Here is a 16,752-nt window from a genome sequence, read left to right as displayed (position 1 = left end):
GGCGCATGGGGGCCGGATGGCCCCGGACGGGGTGGACCACATGGACTTGAGCAAGGACCGGGTCCCCTTCCTGGACGTGGACGTCACCGCGCTGCGGGTGGACGAACTCCTGGAGGTGCTCGAGGTCTTCCTCGCCGAAGACCGCGCCAGGCTCGTCGTCGGCCACAACCTGCACAGCATCACTTTGCTGCATTCGCGGCCGGACTTCCGCGCCCTCTATGAGCGCAGCGACGTGATCCTCCTGGATGGGGCCCCCGTGGCCATGCTGTGGGGCAAGGCCCACGGCCGGCGGGGACGGAGCGCCGCCATGGCCTACCGCTTGGGTTCCACCGACTGGCTGCCCGAACTCGGCCGGCTGCAGGGACTGGAGCGCATCGCCGTCATCGGTGCCGGCGCCGACGCCAATGCCAAGGCGGTGGAGAAGCTGCGCGGCATCGTTCCAGGTGCCGAGGTCACCGGCCGGCCCGGCGAGGCCTGGGATGGGGCCAAGGAGGAAGCCGCCGTCGCATGGCTCGCGGAATTCCGGCCCCAAATGGTGCTGCTCGGGCTCGGCATGCCGTTGCAGGAGTCGGTGCTCCTGCGCCGGCTGGATCAGCTTCCACCTGCGGTGTATGCCGCCGTCGGCGGTGCCATTGAGCAACTGGGCGGCGTCCAGAAACTCGCGCCGCGCTGGCTGGGGCGGCTGGGGCTGGAGTGGGCCTGGCGCCTGCTCCTGCATCCGGGCCGGGTTGCCTACCGCGTATTCGGCGAGCCCTGGGTCCTGCTTGGCCTCCTGCTGCGGAAGCGGATCCTGGGGCGCTAACGAGCCGTCAGAATTTCTGCTGGTCCAGCGGGCCAAAGCCCTTGCCGCGCAGTCCTGCGGAGAAAGCGCGGAACCATTCCGCGAGCCCGCGGAAATCGCCCCGTGGGAGGAAATAGCCGAGGTACCCGCCGACGTCGGCCACAAGGGACTTCACGCGACGGTACCGGCGGATGAGGTAGCCGCGGTTGCGGTAGTAGAAATAGCGCTTGAAGGCGCCTTCCGGGACGATCACATGCCAACGGGCCCCGAAGACGTGCTTCGTTTCGGAGAAGGCGTGCGGATGGCTGATCGACGCCGTCGCCACCGTGCCGAAGCGGATGCCCGCTTTGCGCAGGCGGATCATGAAGTCCACCTCGTCGCCGCGGATGAACAGCCGGATGTCCGGCACCCCCACTTTGAAGAAGACATCCGAACGGATCAGGGCACCGTTGAAGAAATGCCCGACGTCGGGCAGGAACCCCGCCTTTTCGACCTCGGCGCGGTCGTGGGTCACCTTGCCGTCGATCCGGAAGAAGAAGGACAACTTGTCCGGCTGCCCGGGCGCCAGCACCAGCGGCACCACGGCGTCGAGTTGGCGGGATTCCGCCTCGCGCAGCAGGGTCTCGAGGCAGGCAGGATCGGTGGGTTCGGCGTCGTCGTCCATGATCCAGACCCACTCGGCGCCGCTGGCCACGGCTTTGAGGATTGCCAGGGCGAAGCCGCCGGCCCCGCCCAGGTTGGCCTCGGAGCGCACATAGTCGACGTTCGGATGCTTCGCCGCAACGTCACGGGCCGGGGCGGTGCCGCTGTCCACCAGGCAGATGGCCTGGACCGGGGCGCTCTGGGCCTGGATCGCGTCGAGCAGTGTTGCCAGCTCGCGGGGGCGGTCGAAAGTCACGGCGGCAACGGCAACCGGCACGGGCATTGGGGGATCCTTCCGGAGCGGCGCAGCGTGGCAACCGGCTCGCCTTGAGGGTGCGAGTGCCGGAGCACGGCTGCTGTTGCCGCTAGTATCTTGGACAGAGTCCAACTGTAGTACAGCAATATCCGGCGGTGCGCAGGGCGTTGCGGGCACATCCCGCAACGCATCGCAAGGGCGCAAACCATCACCGTCTTCAGGAGCCGCCACGTGATCATGTACTCCCTCATGATGCTCACGGCTGCCGTGGTGGCGTATCTGACCACCTGGGGCGCGCGGCTCCTGGCGAAGAAGATGCGGCTGTTCGGGCCGATCCGCAGCCGCGACATGCATTCGGTGCCGATCTCCCGCCTGGGCGGACTGGGCCTGTGTGCCGGCTTCGCCGTCGCCTTGGTGGTGGCTAGCAATTCCTTCTTCGTCAAGGACATCTTCCGGGGCAATGCGGCGCCCTGGGGAATCCTTGCCGGCGTCCTGGTGATCGTCGCCGTCGGCCTCGCAGACGACCTCCTGGACATCCGCTGGTGGATCAAGCTGATCGGGCAGGCACTGGCCGCGACCGTGGTGGCTGTGTGGGGTGTGCGGATGACCGTGATCCCCTTCATCCCCGAACCCATCCATATAGAGTCCGAAGCGCTGCGGATCGTCGTCACCGCCCTGCTGATCGTCACCACCATGAACGCCGTCAACTTCATCGACGGCCTGGACGGCCTTGCCGCGGGCGTTGCCGCCATCGGGGGAGTGGCATTCTTCCTGACCGCCTACTGGGTGCACCGCAATGCGGTCCTCCTGGACCGCTCCGACCTTGCGGCCCTGCTGATGGCCATCCTCGTGGGCTGCTGCATCGGCTTCCTGCCCCACAACTGGTTCCCTGCCCGGATCTTCATGGGGGATTCCGGTGCCATGCTGCTCGGCCTGGTCATGGCCTCGGCCGGTGTCGTCTCCACCGGACAGATCAGTTCCGGACTCTACGATCGCGTCAACGGTATTCCCACGATTATCCCCATCCTGCTGCCGTTCGCGATTCTTTCGCTGCCGCTGCTGGACCTGGGCCTCGCCGTCGTCCGCCGCACGGCCCGGGGACAATCGCCCTGGTCGGCGGACCGCGGCCACCTGCACCACAAGCTGATCGAACTCGGCCACTCGCACCGCACGGCCGTGCTGATGATGTACGTCTGGACTGCCATCCTGGCCTTCGGCGGCCTCGCCTTCGCGATCTTCCCGTGGCAGGTCGTGCTCACCATCGACATCGCTGCGGCACTGGTCATGGCCGTCGTCACGGCGTGGCCGTACTTTGCGCGCAGGGGCAGCCGGACCCGCCAATGACGGCGCGTTAACATCACAGTTCTATCTCATGTAGAATTCTTGGTGCGGGCAGTCACTCGCACGCGCACCCACCCTCTTTGAGACCTGGCATCCCCTGCCTCGACGATTGGCATCCCCATGACTTCCAACGCCGATGGACATCAGTCCAAGCAGTTTGGCGTTGCCGTCGGCGGAAGCTCATTGTGGCTCAGGCTCCTTGTCCTGAGTACGACGGCGGCTGTGCTGGCCCTTGCTGTCACTGCGGTCATTGCCGCGGTCCTGAATGGCGGCCAGGGCGCGTTGTCCGTCGCCTTCGGTGGTGCGCTGGTAATCGTGTTCTTCGCGATCAGCCTCCTGATCGGCCATTTCGTCGGACGTAACAATCCCTCCGGCGCAGTGGGACTCTTCGTGGCCACCTACTTCGTCAAGGTTGTCGGCTTCGCCGTCGTCCTGTTCGTCTTCGGTGCCCCTCCGTGGCTGCACGGCCGCTGGTTCCTGATCGCCGCGGTCGTCACCGTCATCGTGTGGCAGGCCGCCGAGATCCTGGGATTCAGCAAGGCACGCCTGCAGATCTACAACGACCCCTCGCCCAGCGAAGGAGGCCACGATGGCAAAGCCTGAACACGAACACCGGAAGTCCGTTCCGGCCCCCTCCGGCTCCGGCAATTCCGACGACGCAGCCAACGACGGAAACGACGGCGGATACAACGCCGGCATCGCCGTCTTCAGCTACATCGTCGGCGGAATCATTGTCTGGAGTTTGATAGGGTGGGGACTGGATTATCTGTGGGGGACCCGCTGGATTGTGCTCCTAGGCGCTCTGCTTGGAGCCGCAGGGGGGTTTTACCTTTCCCATATGCACGGCCTCACCCGTCAAGGCTCTCCTTCGGGTGGGAACAAGCAGGCCGCGGTCCGTCCCAGGACGGGGCACAGTAATGCCAAATAATTTCACACGGGAAGTGGCCGCCGGCAACGCGGACCGATTCTCACCAAAGCCCAATGATGGACACTGCAGAGAGGAAACGCGTTGATCGCGCTTGCGCTCCCGGCCCAGGATTCAGGGACCTTCACCCCTCCCGGAATCGACGAAATGCACCTGCCGGCTATCCTGCCGTGGGGTGCGCACGAAGGATTCTCCAAGCAGATGCTGCTGGTCATCCTGTCGGTCGTCATTATCGCCACCTTCTTCATCCTTGCTGCACGCAAGCAGCAGCTGGTTCCCGGCAAGCTGCAGTTCGCGGGTGAAATGGCCTACGGCTTCGTCCGTAACAGCATCGCCAAGGACATCATCGGCGGCCGTGACTTCATTAAGTACGTCCCGCTGCTGTTCTCCCTGTTCTTCTTCATCCTGGTGAACAACATCTACGGCGCCATCCCGTACATCCAGCTTCCGAGCTTCTCCCACGTTGGCGGCGCCTATGTGCTGGCAGCCATCGTGTACGTCACCTGGATCGGCATCGGCCTCAAGAAGAACGGCATCAAGTACTTCAAGCTCGCAACGGTTCCGTCCGGCGTGCCGTGGTACATCCTGCCGATCGTCGTGCCGATCGAAATCATCTCCAACTTCCTGGTCCGTCCGGTCACCCACAGCCTCCGTCTCTTTGCGACGATGCTCGCCGGCCACCTGATCGTCATGCTCGCCGGTTCCGGCATCGAGTTCCTCGTGATGCAGGAGAACGTCCTCCTCAAGGGCGCTTCCGTGCTGGTCCTTGTCGGCGCGGTCGCCATGTACATGCTGGAAGCCCTGATCATGGCGCTGCAGGCGTACGTTTTCACCCTGCTGACTGCGATCTACATCGAAGGCGCACTGCACGCCGACAGCCACTAAGGCACCCACAGACTTCCCCTTCGGGGGATGAAGCAAACCAAACAACCTGCCACGAACGTGGCATCTTGAAAGGAAAAAAATGGAAGGCTCCATCAACGGCTCCCTCAACCTCATCGGCTACGGCCTCTCCGCAATCGGCGGTGGTATCGGTGTGGGTCTCGTGTTCGCTGCCTACATCAACGGTGTTGCCCGTCAGCCTGAGGCCCAGCGCGTGCTGCAGCCGATCGCATTCCTTGGTCTGGCCCTGACTGAAGCTCTCGCCATCCTCGGCCTGGTCTTCGCTTTCGTTCTTCGCTAAACCTGCTGAACCAAGCGAACAATCAGTAACGAGTAGATAGGACGGGTGAAATATGAATCAGCTGATCATCTCAGCCGCCACTGAAGGCGAGGAGTCCGCATCGCCCCTTACTCCCAATGTCTGGGAGATGGGCGTCGTTCTCGTCGGCTTTGCTGTCCTCCTGTTCATCGTGGTCAAGTTTGTTGTCCCGATGTTCGAGAAGACCTTCGCAGAGCGCGCCGAAGCGATCGAAGGCGGCATTGCCAAGGCTGAAAAGGCACAGGCCGAAGCTTCTGCAGCTCTCGAGGAATACAAGCAGCAGCTCACCGATGCCCGCGCCGAAGCCAACCGGATCCGTGAGGAAGCCCGCGGCGAAGGTGCGCAGATCCTTGCCGACCTGAAGGCCAAGGCCGCTGCCGAGTCTGCGCGCATCACCGAGCAGGCTCACGCCCAGATCGAGTCCGAGCGCCAGGCGGCTGTTGTTGCCCTGCGCTCCGAGGTGGGCACCCTGGCCACGACCCTGGCAGGCCGCATCGTGGGCGAAGCGCTCAACGATGACGAGCGCTCCGCCCGAGTGGTGGACCGCTTCCTGGCAGATCTGGAGTCCCAGAACGCAGGTGCAGCTAAGTAATGGCAGGTGTATCGAGCGAATCGCTGACCTCGGCGCTGGAGCAGTTGGAAGCCAAGCTTCCGCTCGCCTCGCTGCAGTTGGCTAGGGAACTCTTCGGAATCCTGGGAACGGTAGACAGCTCGGCTGGCTTGCGCCGCGCCCTGACTGACCCCTCCCGCAGCGGAGAAGAGAAGTCGGCGCTGGTCAAGCAGCTGTTTGGCGGGAAAGTCTCCGCTGATGCTGCGGAAATCATGTCCGGACTGGCCAGCTCGCGCTGGGCAGCCGCACGTGACATCGGCGATGCACTCGAGACTCTTGCCGCCACGGTGGTCATCGCCGTGGCTGAAAACAAGTCGGCCGTTTCTGCCTCCGGAATCACGGGGCTGGAAGGGCTGGAGAACGAACTGTTTGCCTTCAAGCAGGCCGTTGCTTCCAGCCACGATGTACAAGCTGCTCTGGCTGAGCCGCAGGCTTCCGCTGCAGCGAAGGTTGCTCTTGCCGGAAAACTGGTCCCGGGCGCCAGCGAGGAAGCCAAGCTCCTCATTGGCCAGGCGGTGTCCCAGCCGCGCGGGATCAAGGCGGTAAAGCTCGTCGACAGCTTCGCGGCACTCGCCGCCAAGCGCCAGCAGCGCTGGATTGCGACCGTCAGCGTCACCCGTCCGCTGACGGAAACGCAGGCCAGCCGCCTGCAGGCCGGGCTCGATGCCCTCTACGGCCGTGAACTGAAGGTCAACGTCAACGTTGATCCGGCGTTGATCGGTGGAATCCGGGTCCAGGTGGGTGACGAAGTGCTCGACGCTTCGGTCGTGGCCCGCCTGTCCGAACTCCGCCGGCAACTCGCCGGCTAGCCGGACAAGAACAACTAACTGATACAAAACCCGGTCATCGTGACAACGATGATCACGAAAACAGGAGAGCAGGGACTGCAGATGGCCGAATTGACCATCAACGCCGACGACGTCCGTGATGCGTTGAACGAGTTCGCGGCGTCCTACGAACCCGGTAACGCAGAGCGCGTAGAGGTTGGTCGCGTGACCGCCGCAAGTGACGGCATCGCCCGTGTTGAGGGTCTTCCCTCGGTCATGGCGAACGAGCTGCTTCGCTTCGAAGACGGCACGCTGGGCCTCGCCCAGAACCTCGACGTCCGCGAAATCGGTGTCATCATCCTCGGTGACTTCACCGGTATTGAAGAAGGACAGGAAGTCCACCGCACCGGTGAGATCCTGTCCGTTCCGGTGGGCGACGCCTTCCTCGGCCGTGTTGTGGACCCGCTGGGCCAGCCGATCGACGACCTCGGCGAGATCAAGGCTGAGACCACCCGTGCACTGGAACTCCAGGCTCCGGGCGTGACCCAGCGCAAGTCGGTGCACGAGCCGATGCAGACCGGTCTCAAGGCAATCGACGCCATGATTCCGATCGGCCGCGGCCAGCGCCAGCTGATCATCGGTGACCGCCAGACCGGCAAGACCGCCATCGCCGTGGACACCATCATCAACCAGAGGGCCAACTGGGCTTCGGGCGACGTGCAGAAGCAGGTCCGCTGCATCTACGTGGGTGTCGGCCAGAAGGCTTCCACCATCGCCGCTGTCCGCCAGACCCTGGAAGACCACGGAGCCCTGGAGTACACCACGATCGTGGCCTCTCCGGCATCCGACCCGGCCGGCTTCAAGTACCTGGCTCCCTATGCCGGTTCCGCCATCGGCCAGCACTGGATGTACGCCGGCAAGCACGTCCTGGTGATCTTCGACGACCTGTCCAAGCAGGCCGAAGCCTACCGTGCAGTGTCCCTGCTCCTGCGCCGTCCGCCGGGACGCGAAGCCTACCCGGGCGACGTCTTCTACTTGCACTCCCGCCTGCTGGAACGTTGTGCCAAGCTCTCCGACGAGCTCGGCGCAGGTTCCATGACCGGCCTGCCGATCGTGGAAACCAAGGCCAACGACGTCTCCGCCTACATTCCGACCAACGTCATCTCCATCACGGACGGTCAGATCTTCCTCCAGTCGGACCTCTTCAACGCCAACCAGCGTCCCGCTGTTGACGTCGGTGTGTCCGTCTCCCGCGTGGGTGGCGCGGCCCAGGTCAAGTCCATGAAGAAGGTCTCCGGTACCTTGAAGCTGGACCTGGCCCAGTACCGCGACATGCAGGCCTTCGCGATGTTCGCATCGGACCTGGACGCAGCTTCCCGCCAGCAGCTGACCCGCGGCGCCCGCCTGATGGAACTGCTCAAGCAGGGCCAGTACTCGCCGTTCCCGGTCGAGGACCAGGTTGTCTCCATCTGGGCAGGCACCAACGGCTACCTGGACGACGTGCCGGTTGAGGACATCAACCGCTTCGAGTCCGAGTTCCTGGAGCACCTGAAGCACAAGTCCTCCATCCTGACCACGCTGGCTCAGACCAACGTCCTGGATGACGACACCGTTGAGGCGCTGAAGTCTTCGATCATTGACTTCAAGAAGGGCTTCTTCGGGGAAGGCGACAACCGTCTGGTTGGCGCCGGCCACGAAGAGCACGAAGCGATCTCCGGCGGCGAAGTCGACCAGGAAAAGATCGTCAAGCAGAAGCGCTAGTTCCGTTGACCGGGCCGGCCGGAGCGCAAGCTCCGGCCGGCCCGGCACCGGGATCTTAGGAAAGGATAAGTATGGGAGCCCAGATCCGGGTCTACCGCCAGAAGATCTCCTCGACGACGTCGATGCGCAAGATCTTCAAGGCGATGGAGCTGATCGCTACCTCGCGCATCGGTAAGGCCCGCGCCCGCGTTGCAGCTTCGCTGCCGTATGCCAATGCGATTACCCGTGCCGTTTCTGCTGTCGCGAGCCAGAACGAAATCGACCACCCGCTCGTCACCGAGCCGGAGCAGATCCGCCGTGCCGCCGTCCTGGTCATCACCTCTGACCGTGGCCTGGCCGGTTCCTACTCCGCCAGCGTGCTCAAGCAGGCCGAAGGACTCAACGAACTCCTCCGTGCTGAAGGCAAGGACGTCAAGACCTACGTGCTCGGGCGCAAGGCCCAGGCGTACTTCGATTTCCGCAGCCGCCCCTACGCCCGTGTTTGGACCGGCGGAACGGACGCACCGGAGTTCGCGACGGCGCAGGAAATCGGCGCTGCCCTGCTCGAAGAGTTCGCCACCGATTACGCGGAAGGCGGCGTGGACGAAATCCACGTTGTGTACACCCGCTTCAAGTCGATGGTGACGCAGGAACCCACCGTGGTCCGCCTTCTTCCCTTGGAAGTCGAAGAGCAGGCGGTCAGCGAGTCGGAACTGCTGCCGCTGTACGAGTTCGAGCCGGAAGCCGAGCAGGTCCTTGATGCACTGCTTCCGCGTTACATCGAGTCCCGCATCTTCGCAGCGATGCTGCAGGCCGCAGCATCCGAGCTCGCTGCCCGCCAGCGCGCGATGAAGTCGGCCGGTGACAACGCGACCGAGCTGATCAAGAAGTACACGCGACTGCGGAACACGGCCCGCCAGGCTGAAATCACGCAGGAACTGTCCGAGATCGTGGCCGGCGCCGACGCCCTCAGCGCGTAACCGGTACGGCATCAGTCGCAGCCGCACCAAACAGATAAACTTAACCCCACGCCATCTACTGAACGAAGTGAGAGAGATGACTGCCACCGCTACCGAGCACGTAGCCGCAACGGCCGGTGCCACCGGCCGCATTGCCCGTGTCATTGGCCCGGTTGTCGACGTCGAATTCCCGGCCGACGCAATCCCGTCCATCTACAACGCACTCACCACCGAGGTAACCCTCAACGGCGAGACCAAGACCATCACCTTCGAGACCTCCCAGCACCTGGGTGACAACCTCGTCCGTGCCATCTCCCTGCAGGCCACCGACGGACTTGTCCGCGGCACCTCCGTGCAGGACACCGGCGCCTCGATTTCCGTGCCCGTCGGCGACGGTGTCAAGGGCCACATCTTCAACGTGCTCGGCAAGCCGCTCGACGTTGACGAGTCCGAGATCAAGGCTGACGCCTACTGGCCGATCCACCGCAAGGCTCCGAGCTTCGCGTCCCTCGAAGGTTCCACCGAGATGCTGGAAACCGGCATCAAGGTCATCGACCTTCTCACCCCCTACATCAAGGGTGGCAAGATCGGTCTGTTCGGTGGCGCCGGCGTCGGCAAGACCGTTCTGATCCAGGAAATGATCACCCGTGTTGCCCGCAACTTCGGTGGTACTTCCGTGTTCGCCGGTGTCGGCGAGCGTACCCGTGAAGGCAACGACCTCTGGGTCGAAATGGAAGAGGCCGGCGTTCTGAAGGACACCGCCCTTGTGTTCGGCCAGATGGACGAGCCGCCGGGAACGCGTCTGCGCGTGGCGCTGTCCGCCCTGACCATGGCGGAGTACTTCCGCGATGTCCAGAACCAGGACGTGCTGCTCTTCATCGACAACATCTTCCGCTTCACCCAGGCCGGTTCCGAGGTTTCGACCCTTCTGGGCCGCATGCCTTCCGCCGTGGGTTACCAGCCGAACCTGGCCGACGAGATGGGTCTCCTCCAGGAGCGCATCACCTCGACCAAGGGCCACTCCATCACCTCGATGCAGGCCATCTACGTCCCGGCTGACGACTACACCGACCCGGCTCCGGCAACCACCTTCGCCCACCTGGATGCGACCACGGAACTCTCCCGTGAAATCGCATCCCGTGGCCTGTACCCGGCCGTGGATCCGCTGACCTCCACCTCGCGAATCCTCGACCCGCAGTACATCGGCAAGGACCACTACGACACCGCTGTGCGCGTGAAGCAGATCCTGCAGAAGAACAAGGAACTCCAGGACATCATCGCCATCCTCGGTGTCGATGAACTGTCCGAAGAAGACAAGATCGTCGTGGCACGTGCCCGCCGCATCCAGCAGTTCCTCTCCCAGAACACCTACACTGCAAAGCAGTTCACCGGTGTCGAGGGCTCCACCGTGTCCATCAAGGACACCATCGAGGGCTTCAAGGCCATCTGCGACGGCGACGTCGACCACATCGCTGAGCAGGCGTTCTTCAACGTCGGCGCCATGGATGACGTCGAGCGCCAGTGGGCCAAGATCCAGGAACAGACCAAGTAGCATGGCTGAGCTCGAGGTTGAGATTGTAGCGGCGGACCACTTCGTGTGGTCCGGCGCGGCCAAGATGGTCAAGGCCCGCACCAGCGATGGTGAAATCGGAATCCTGCCGGGCCACTCGCCGCTGCTCGCCATCCTGGCCGAGGGCGAGCTGGCAATCGAGCCGGTTTCCGGAGACCGCATCGCGGTGGCTGTCGACGGGGGATTCTTCTCCGTCGACAACAACCGGGTGGTCATTGTTGCTGACAACGCCCAGCTGGGTGAATCAGCTACCGCGGGGATCCGATAGCACGACCTTGATGGACGATTCTGTTTTTCCGTTCATCATCCTGGCAAGTGCCTTTGGCCTGCTTGTTTTGACACTGTGCCTCGTGGGGGTGCGCCGCTTCAATCTGCGGCGCGCCCTCGGCACCGTGGACGCCTCCATCTGCATGGCTGGAAACAGCTGGCGGATGGGGGTTTGTCGTTATCAGGACTCCGAGCTGGAATGGTTCAGCCTACTGTCACTGAGCTTCCGCCCCCGGCACAGCTTCAAACGCAGTTCCCTGGAACTGCTCGGCCGCCGGAAGCCCAGTGAGACCGAACTGACCAAGCTGCAGCCCGACGTTGTGGTCGTTGAACTACGGCACGAAGGCGAGTCCTTCATGCTTGCCATGCGCTTCGAAGCCTATGCGGGGCTGTCCTCCTGGCTGGAGGCCGGCCCGGTGATCGGAGTCGGAACCTGGCGCTGAATTCCAGGAAGCTCAAACAGAAAGACCCGGGCAGCCTGCCCGGGTCTTTTCCGTTTGCGTGGCTCGATCAGAGCGCGGTCACGCCGGTGGCCTGCGGGCCCTTGGCGCCCTGGCCGATTTCGAACTGAACACGCTGGTTCTCGTCGAGGGTGCGGAAGCCGGAGGTCTGGATCTCCGAGTAGTGGACGAAGACGTCGCCTTCGGCGTCGTCCGGGGTGATGAAGCCGAAGCCCTTTTCAGCGTTGAACCACTTGACAGTGCCCAGTGCCATTATTCGTTTCTCCTCATTGTGGAACTTCTTCTTTAAGTCCGGCACACTGCGTGCCGCGCTTAGTCACTCCGCGAGAAGACCTGAATTCCGCCCTGGCATTGCCTGGCTGGTATTGCAGGAGCTTCACGCTCGCAACAAGTCTTGCGAGCATGAATCACACCTACACAAAGACTGCTACAACACTTTCATGGCCATTAGTGCTGGTCAACGGTCTGCCGGGGAATTCCGGGAAAATTTAAGTAAAAAGAAGGTAACGGCATTTCGGTATAAATAAGGTAATAGCCCCCGCCTTTGTGCAGGCAGCCTAAAGCCAGGCCCCTTGGCGCAGGACGGCGGCCAGCTCAAGGTCCCCGTCCACCACCACGAGATCGGCCCTCAGGCCCCGCCGGAGGCCGCCCACTTCATCGGCAAGGCCCAGCACTGCTGCGGGGACCGCTGTTGCCGAGAGGACCGCATCCGCCAGTCCGACGCCGGCCGCCACAGTGTGTCGCACGACGTCGAGCATGGTGGCGGTGCCGCCGGCAATCGAGCCGGTGGCGTCCAGCGTGGCGACGCCGCCGCTGACAGTGACGGGCGAGGGCCCGAGCATGTAGTTGCCGTCGGACAGTCCGGCGGCCGCCATCGAGTCCGTGACCAGCAGGATGTTGGCGGCGCCGACCAGCTGGAAGACGGTGGCTACGGTTGCAGGGGCAAGGTGTGTGCCGTCGGCGATCAGTTCCACCACGGCCTTGCCCGCCTGCGCGGCGCGCAGGCAGGCAGCCACGGGGCCGGGGGAGCGGTGGTGAAGGGGTCGCATCCCGTTGAACAGGTGGGTGACCGTGGGAAGTGAGCTGACTCCGTCGAACCCTGCCGACGCCAGCCCATCCCGGGCGGCCGCGAGGGACGCGGTGGCGGTGGCGTCGTCGCAGTCGGTGTGGCCCAATGACGGCGTCACGCCGTGCGAGGTCATCAGGTCCACCAGCTCGGCGGCGCCGGGCAGTTCCGGCGCGTACGTCATGGTGGCCAGTTTTCCCGCGGCAGCTTCAATCAGCTCGGCCATGAGCGAGAGGTCGGGCTCCAGGAGGTAGGCGGGGTTCTGGGCGCCGCAGCGGGCATGCGAGAGGAACGGTCCCTCGAGGTGGATGCCGGCAAGCAGCCCTTCGTCGGCCAGGCGCACGTAGAGGCCGATGCCGCGCAGCAGGTCCTCCCGCGAGGCGGTGACCATACTCGCCAGGAGCGTGGTGGTTCCCGAGCGGTGCAGGAAATCGATCGCTTTGCGTGCCGAGTCCTCGTCGCCGCCCGGGAAGTCGCCGCCGTTGCCGCCATGGCAATGCACGTCGACGAAGCCGGGCAGGAGGTAGCGGCCCGCCGGTGGCGTAGCGTTGGGCAGTCCGGTGAATCCTTCGAAGGCGTTCTCGTCGAAGTCCCCGAGCGGTCCGGCGAAGGCGATCCGGTCGCCGTCCACGGCCACCAGCCCGTCCTCGATGACGGCCCCGTCACTGACGATGGTTCCGCTGATGAGCTGGCGGGGTGGCGTGGGCATGGCCGAAGGCAGGCTCGGGTCTGTCATGCCATTGATTCTATTGGGCGGAGCCGCTCAGTCTACTGATTGCTAGTGAGCGAAACTAAAATATTTCAATCAATGGCGATCAGAAGAGCCGGGACTCGCTGTCGTCCACGCCGCGCATCGCGTCGTAATCGAGCGTCACGCAGTCGATCCCGCGGTCGTTCGCGAGGACCTTGGCCTGCGGCTTGATCTGCTGGGCTGCGAAAATCCCGCGCACAGGGGCCAGCAGGGGATCGCGGTTGAGCAGTTCGAGGTAGCGCGTGAGCTGCTCGACGCCGTCGATGTCACCGCGGCGCTTGAGCTCGACGGCGACCGTGCCGCCGTCGGCGTCGCGCGCCAGGATGTCCACCGGGCCGATCGCGGTGAAGTACTCGCGGCGGATCAGGGAGTAGCCGCTGCCCAGGGTTTCGATCTGCTCGGCCAGCAGGCGTTGGAGGTCCGCTTCCACGCCGTCCTTGATAAGGCCAGGGTCTGTGCCCAGCTCGTGGGAAGTGTCGTGGAGCTGCTCGTAGATGTTGATGATCAGGCGGTCGTCGGTCTTGGCCGACTGCACTGTCCACTGTTCAACGACGCCTTCTTCCACCTCGGCCTCTTCGGGGGTGGTGACGCGTAGGGTGGCCGGCGGGCTCATCCAGTTCAGGGGCTTGTAGGAACCGCCGTCCGAATGGACCAGCACGGAACCATCGGCCTTCACCAGGAGGAGCCGGGTGGCCAGGGGCAGGTGGGCCTTGAGTCGGCCGACGTAATCAACTGAGCAGCGGGCTATGACGAGTCGCACCCGCTCAACTTTACTGCCTGTGACGGGGTGCCGCCCGGCCGCCGGCTCTGGGGCAGAATGGAGCCATGCCCCGTTCCAACCGTCCCCGCCGCACAGGCTCCGCGAATTCGAAGTGGACCCGCGGTGCCGAAGCTCCCGAATTGGACCTGGAACGGGCAAGGGCCGGGATTGCGCGGCGGGAGGTCGCTCCCGACGGCGAATGGATCGTCCGCACTATGACCGCAAGGAACGCCGAGAAGAACTATGTCTGCCCCGGCTGTTCGATGGCGATCCTGCCGGGAACGGCCCACCTGGTGGTGTGGTCGGCAAGCCACCTGCTGGGCGATGCCGCCGGCCTGGAGGAACGCCGGCACTGGCACAACAAGTGCTGGACGGGGCGCACCTACCGCTACCGCTGAGGCACGGCAGGGCGCCATGCGGGCGGCGGGGATACCCTTGGAAGCATGACTTTCGACCCCGCTTCGTTCGTGTTCACCCAAGCTCAGGCTCCCGTGGCCATCCGCGCCTCGACCGTGTTGCCGGCGCGCCGGGAAAACATCGAAATCGAAACCGAAGACGGCAAGGTCCTGGTGGGGGAGCTGGCGCTTCCGGAATCGGGGGAAGTCACAGCGACGCTCATCACGCTGCATCCGCTCCCCACCCACGGCGGTTTCATGGACTCCCATGTCTACCGGAAGGCGTCCTACCGCCTTCCGGCGCTGGCCGGCGTCGCGGTGCTCCGCTTCAACACCCGCGGCACCCATTCGCCCCGGGGCACCAGCCAGGGCAGCTTCGAAGAGGGCATCGGCGAACGGTATGACGTCGAGGCCGCAGTGCGCTTCGCCGTCGGGCGCGGCCTGCCGAACCGCTGGCTGGTGGGCTGGTCCTTCGGCACTGAACTGGCGCTCATGTACGGTGCTGTCGATCCGGTGGCCTCCGAGGTGGAGGGCGCCATCCTGCTCTCCCCGCCGCTGCACCGCGCGACGGATGTCCACCTGAAGGAATGGGCGTCCTCAGGCAAACCGCTGACCGTATTGGTTCCGGAACACGACGACTTCCTGCAGCCGGCCGAGGCAGCCGAGCGCTTCAGCCTCGTGCCCCAGGCGCGGCTGCTGGGGGTCGACGGCGCCAAGCACCTGTGGGTGGGCGAGAAGTACGCCGCGCGGGTGCTGGACGAGATCGTCGACGACGTCACCGAAGCCGGCGCCGGTCCCGATGGCCTGCCGCGCGAGTGGGCAGGTCCGTTCGCGACGGCGGCCTAGCGCCTGGTCGCTAGTGGCGGTCCTGGCGGACGATGAAGACTTCCTTGATGAGCAGCATGGTCGCCGCCGCGGTGGGAATCGCAATGAGCGCGCCGAGCACGCCCAGCAGGCTGCCGCCGGCGATCACCGAGATGACAGCCACCGCACCCGGTACCGCGACGGCACGCTGCATGATGCGCGGCGAGATGAAGTAGGCCTCGAACTGCAGGTAGGCGAAGTAGCAGATCGCGTAGACCACCGCGGTCTGCCAGCCCAGCGTGAGGGCCACCAGGATCACCACGACCGCGGCGATCATGCCGCCGACCAGCGGGATGAACGCGAGCAGTGCGACCACGAAGGCCAGCAGCACGCTGAACGGAACGCCGAGGATGCTCATGACGATGAAGGCGAACAGGGCGTTGAGCAGGGCCACACATGCCTGGCCGATCACGTAGTTGCCCACGGAACGGGTGATCTCTTCCGAGAGGGCCTCGACCCGGGGGCGGCGGGACCGGGGCGCCAGGCGGTAGGCCCATTTCTTCATGGCGGGCAGGGCGCCCAGGAAGTACAGGCTGAGCACCAGCACGATCAGCGCGCCGAAGAGGCTGTTGGCCACTGTGGAACCGAAGCCCACCACGCCGCCGAAGATGCCGCCCATAGCGTCGGGGTTCTTGACGAACTTGTCCAGCTCCTGGCTGATCCGGTCCCGCACCCCAAACTGGTTGTCCAGGGTCCGGAAAAACTCCGAATCCAGGAAGTCCCGGATCCAGGTGGGCGCCTGGCCCACGATTTCGGTCACCTGCTCGACGATGGTGGGGATCAGCGTGGCGAAGAAGCTTGCGACACCTACGGCCAACACCCCGACGGCGAGCAGGATGCCCGCGGGGCGCGGAACCTTTCGGGTCTCGAGCCAGCGGACCACCGGATCCAGTCCCAGCGCGATGAAAAGCGCGGTCACGATCCACAGCAGGAGCTGGGCCGTGTGGGTGCCGATGTAGAAGAGCAGCAGTGCCGCGCCGACGCCGGCCGTTCCCATGAATCCGAGGTAAAGCGGGTGCTGTGCGGACATCCGGGGGCCGGGGGAACCGAAGCGGGCGTCGCCATCGTCGAGCGCGGAGTCATCGCCGCCGTCGAGCTCCGGAGGCATCTCGAACCGCAGCCGCGGCTGGGCACCGGGGAGGGGCTGCCGGAGCCTGCGGGCAAGCACGGCGAACATGCCCGCCCTGGGTGCCCGCCCGTTTGCCGCTTGGGCGGTTCCTTCCGCGTCGTCGGACGGCCCGGGAGGCGTCGGGGACTTGTGCTCATTCACGCGCTTCTACTGCCTTTGCATTCCGTGCGGCCCCGCAGGCAAAGCCGATTCCAATGTTGTTCGTCACCCTACCAGCAGCATGAATCTGCGGTTTTGCCCCGTCGCTGAGGGGAATCCGGGGGCCAC

At 64.6% G+C, this 16,752-nt stretch carries 20 protein-coding genes; 15 read left to right on the top strand and 5 right to left on the bottom strand.

What is annotated here, in order from left to right:
* Window positions 1-40 precede the first annotated feature (40 nt).
* Window positions 41-802: a WecB/TagA/CpsF family glycosyltransferase gene (locus ACZ9CK_RS11150; protein ID WP_426298439.1), complete on the top strand. Its 762-nt coding sequence runs from the start codon at window positions 41-43 to the stop codon at window positions 800-802.
* 7 nt (window positions 803-809) lie between these two features.
* Here ACZ9CK_RS11150 and ACZ9CK_RS11145 read toward each other — a convergent pair whose 3' ends face one another.
* On the bottom strand, window positions 810-1,706 hold the full coding sequence (locus tag ACZ9CK_RS11145; protein ID WP_426298437.1) for a glycosyltransferase: 897 nt from the start codon (window positions 1,704-1,706) through the stop codon (window positions 810-812).
* A gap of 204 nt (window positions 1,707-1,910) precedes the next feature.
* On the opposite strand from ACZ9CK_RS11145, the gene ACZ9CK_RS11140 reads away from it, so the two are divergent.
* The 12 genes from ACZ9CK_RS11140 to ACZ9CK_RS11085 all read left to right on the top strand — a co-directional run bounded on the left by ACZ9CK_RS11140 (window position 1,911) and on the right by ACZ9CK_RS11085 (window position 11,502).
* Window positions 1,911-3,023, top strand: coding sequence for an MraY family glycosyltransferase (locus ACZ9CK_RS11140; protein WP_426298435.1), 1,113 nt, complete (start codon window positions 1,911-1,913; stop codon window positions 3,021-3,023).
* A gap of 117 nt (window positions 3,024-3,140) precedes the next feature.
* Window positions 3,141-3,623, top strand: coding sequence for a Cg1360 family ATP-synthase-associated protein (locus ACZ9CK_RS11135; RefSeq protein ID WP_426298433.1), 483 nt, complete (start codon window positions 3,141-3,143; stop codon window positions 3,621-3,623).
* Window positions 3,610-3,948: a hypothetical protein gene (locus tag ACZ9CK_RS11130; protein WP_476049974.1), complete on the top strand. Its 339-nt coding sequence runs from the start codon at window positions 3,610-3,612 to the stop codon at window positions 3,946-3,948. Before ACZ9CK_RS11135 ends, ACZ9CK_RS11130 begins: the two co-directional genes overlap by 14 nt.
* Window positions 3,949-4,029: 81 nt before the next feature.
* Window positions 4,030-4,830, top strand: a complete 801-nt coding sequence (gene atpB / locus ACZ9CK_RS11125; RefSeq protein ID WP_115788873.1) for a F0F1 ATP synthase subunit A — start codon at window positions 4,030-4,032, stop codon at window positions 4,828-4,830.
* Window positions 4,831-4,909: 79 nt separating this feature from the next.
* Window positions 4,910-5,128 carry an ATP synthase F0 subunit C gene (gene atpE / locus ACZ9CK_RS11120; RefSeq protein ID WP_115788874.1) on the top strand — a complete coding sequence of 73 codons (219 nt, stop codon included), beginning with the start codon at window positions 4,910-4,912 and terminating at the stop codon, window positions 5,126-5,128.
* 52 nt (window positions 5,129-5,180) lie between these two features.
* Window positions 5,181-5,738 (top strand): F0F1 ATP synthase subunit B, encoded by a 558-nt coding sequence (locus ACZ9CK_RS11115; RefSeq protein WP_426298428.1) that lies wholly within the window; start codon window positions 5,181-5,183, stop codon window positions 5,736-5,738.
* The gene (locus tag ACZ9CK_RS11110) at window positions 5,738-6,565 is read left to right on the top strand and encodes a F0F1 ATP synthase subunit delta (RefSeq protein WP_426298426.1); all 828 of its coding nucleotides are present in this window, start codon (window positions 5,738-5,740) and stop codon (window positions 6,563-6,565) included. The genes ACZ9CK_RS11115 and ACZ9CK_RS11110 overlap by 1 nt, the downstream gene beginning before the upstream one ends.
* A gap of 81 nt (window positions 6,566-6,646) precedes the next feature.
* On the top strand, window positions 6,647-8,284 hold the full coding sequence (atpA, locus tag ACZ9CK_RS11105; protein ID WP_426303469.1) for a F0F1 ATP synthase subunit alpha: 1,638 nt from the start codon (window positions 6,647-6,649) through the stop codon (window positions 8,282-8,284).
* Between the two features lie 71 nt (window positions 8,285-8,355).
* Window positions 8,356-9,243, top strand: coding sequence for a F0F1 ATP synthase subunit gamma (locus ACZ9CK_RS11100; RefSeq protein ID WP_426298424.1), 888 nt, complete (start codon window positions 8,356-8,358; stop codon window positions 9,241-9,243).
* 76 nt (window positions 9,244-9,319) lie between these two features.
* Entirely contained in the window at window positions 9,320-10,774 is a 1,455-nt protein-coding gene (gene atpD / locus ACZ9CK_RS11095) for a F0F1 ATP synthase subunit beta (RefSeq protein WP_426298422.1), read from the top strand.
* A 1-nt stretch (window position 10,775) separates the two neighbouring features.
* Window positions 10,776-11,060, top strand: coding sequence for a F0F1 ATP synthase subunit epsilon (locus tag ACZ9CK_RS11090; RefSeq protein ID WP_426298420.1), 285 nt, complete (start codon window positions 10,776-10,778; stop codon window positions 11,058-11,060).
* A gap of 10 nt (window positions 11,061-11,070) precedes the next feature.
* Window positions 11,071-11,502: a DUF2550 domain-containing protein gene (locus ACZ9CK_RS11085; protein ID WP_426298418.1), complete on the top strand. Its 432-nt coding sequence runs from the start codon at window positions 11,071-11,073 to the stop codon at window positions 11,500-11,502.
* Window positions 11,503-11,569: 67 nt separating this feature from the next.
* On the opposite strand, the gene ACZ9CK_RS11080 is transcribed toward ACZ9CK_RS11085, so the two are convergent.
* The 3 genes from ACZ9CK_RS11080 to nucS all read right to left on the bottom strand — a co-directional run bounded on the left by ACZ9CK_RS11080 (window position 11,570) and on the right by nucS (window position 14,097).
* Window positions 11,570-11,773, bottom strand: coding sequence for a cold-shock protein (locus ACZ9CK_RS11080; protein ID WP_074589900.1), 204 nt, complete (start codon window positions 11,771-11,773; stop codon window positions 11,570-11,572).
* Between the two features lie 304 nt (window positions 11,774-12,077).
* The gene (locus tag ACZ9CK_RS11075) at window positions 12,078-13,322 is read right to left on the bottom strand and encodes an N-acetylglucosamine-6-phosphate deacetylase (RefSeq protein ID WP_426298416.1); all 1,245 of its coding nucleotides are present in this window, start codon (window positions 13,320-13,322) and stop codon (window positions 12,078-12,080) included.
* A gap of 79 nt (window positions 13,323-13,401) precedes the next feature.
* Window positions 13,402-14,097, bottom strand: coding sequence for an endonuclease NucS (gene nucS / locus ACZ9CK_RS11070; RefSeq protein WP_426298414.1), 696 nt, complete (start codon window positions 14,095-14,097; stop codon window positions 13,402-13,404).
* A gap of 65 nt (window positions 14,098-14,162) precedes the next feature.
* Here nucS and ACZ9CK_RS11065 point away from each other — a divergent pair, with 65 nt between their 5' ends.
* Entirely contained in the window at window positions 14,163-14,495 is a 333-nt protein-coding gene (locus ACZ9CK_RS11065) for an ATP/GTP-binding protein (RefSeq protein ID WP_426298412.1), read from the top strand.
* Between the two features lie 45 nt (window positions 14,496-14,540).
* Window positions 14,541-15,338, top strand: coding sequence for an alpha/beta hydrolase (locus tag ACZ9CK_RS11060; RefSeq protein WP_476049973.1), 798 nt, complete (start codon window positions 14,541-14,543; stop codon window positions 15,336-15,338).
* 10 nt (window positions 15,339-15,348) lie between these two features.
* Here the strand turns inward: ACZ9CK_RS11060 and ACZ9CK_RS11055 are convergent, their stop codons facing one another.
* Window positions 15,349-16,533, bottom strand: coding sequence for an AI-2E family transporter (locus ACZ9CK_RS11055; protein ID WP_426303467.1), 1,185 nt, complete (start codon window positions 16,531-16,533; stop codon window positions 15,349-15,351).
* Window positions 16,534-16,752 lie beyond the last annotated feature (219 nt).

The organism is Arthrobacter sp. TE26545 (assembly GCF_056279005.1).
The sequence above is the reverse complement of the archived record's forward strand: the minus strand, read 5'-3'. Positions and strand labels throughout refer to the sequence as shown.

Bases quoted from the DNA above. Each gene is read 5' to 3' on its own strand.
- ACZ9CK_RS11060 (WP_476049973.1), top strand. From the start codon at position 14,541: ATGACTTTCGACCCCGCTTCGTTCGTGTTCACCCAAGCTCAGGCTCCC.
- atpA (WP_426303469.1), top strand. From the start codon at position 6,647: ATGGCCGAATTGACCATCAACGCCGACGACGTCCGTGATGCGTTGAAC.
- ACZ9CK_RS11135 (WP_426298433.1), top strand. From the start codon at position 3,141: ATGACTTCCAACGCCGATGGACATCAGTCCAAGCAGTTTGGCGTTGCC.
- ACZ9CK_RS11075 (WP_426298416.1), bottom strand. From the start codon at position 13,322: ATGACAGACCCGAGCCTGCCTTCGGCCATGCCCACGCCACCCCGCCAG.
- ACZ9CK_RS11100 (WP_426298424.1), top strand. From the start codon at position 8,356: ATGGGAGCCCAGATCCGGGTCTACCGCCAGAAGATCTCCTCGACGACG.
- ACZ9CK_RS11110 (WP_426298426.1), top strand. From the start codon at position 5,738: ATGGCAGGTGTATCGAGCGAATCGCTGACCTCGGCGCTGGAGCAGTTG.
- atpE (WP_115788874.1), top strand. From the start codon at position 4,910: ATGGAAGGCTCCATCAACGGCTCCCTCAACCTCATCGGCTACGGCCTC.
- atpD (WP_426298422.1), top strand. From the start codon at position 9,320: ATGACTGCCACCGCTACCGAGCACGTAGCCGCAACGGCCGGTGCCACC.
- ACZ9CK_RS11055 (WP_426303467.1), bottom strand. From the start codon at position 16,533: ATGTTCGCCGTGCTTGCCCGCAGGCTCCGGCAGCCCCTCCCCGGTGCC.
- ACZ9CK_RS11130 (WP_476049974.1), top strand. From the start codon at position 3,610: ATGGCAAAGCCTGAACACGAACACCGGAAGTCCGTTCCGGCCCCCTCC.
- ACZ9CK_RS11150 (WP_426298439.1), top strand. From the start codon at position 41: ATGGACTTGAGCAAGGACCGGGTCCCCTTCCTGGACGTGGACGTCACC.
- ACZ9CK_RS11090 (WP_426298420.1), top strand. From the start codon at position 10,776: ATGGCTGAGCTCGAGGTTGAGATTGTAGCGGCGGACCACTTCGTGTGG.
- ACZ9CK_RS11115 (WP_426298428.1), top strand. From the start codon at position 5,181: ATGAATCAGCTGATCATCTCAGCCGCCACTGAAGGCGAGGAGTCCGCA.
- ACZ9CK_RS11080 (WP_074589900.1), bottom strand. From the start codon at position 11,773: ATGGCACTGGGCACTGTCAAGTGGTTCAACGCTGAAAAGGGCTTCGGC.
- ACZ9CK_RS11085 (WP_426298418.1), top strand. From the start codon at position 11,071: ATGGACGATTCTGTTTTTCCGTTCATCATCCTGGCAAGTGCCTTTGGC.
- ACZ9CK_RS11145 (WP_426298437.1), bottom strand. From the start codon at position 1,706: ATGCCCGTGCCGGTTGCCGTTGCCGCCGTGACTTTCGACCGCCCCCGC.
- ACZ9CK_RS11065 (WP_426298412.1), top strand. From the start codon at position 14,163: ATGCCCCGTTCCAACCGTCCCCGCCGCACAGGCTCCGCGAATTCGAAG.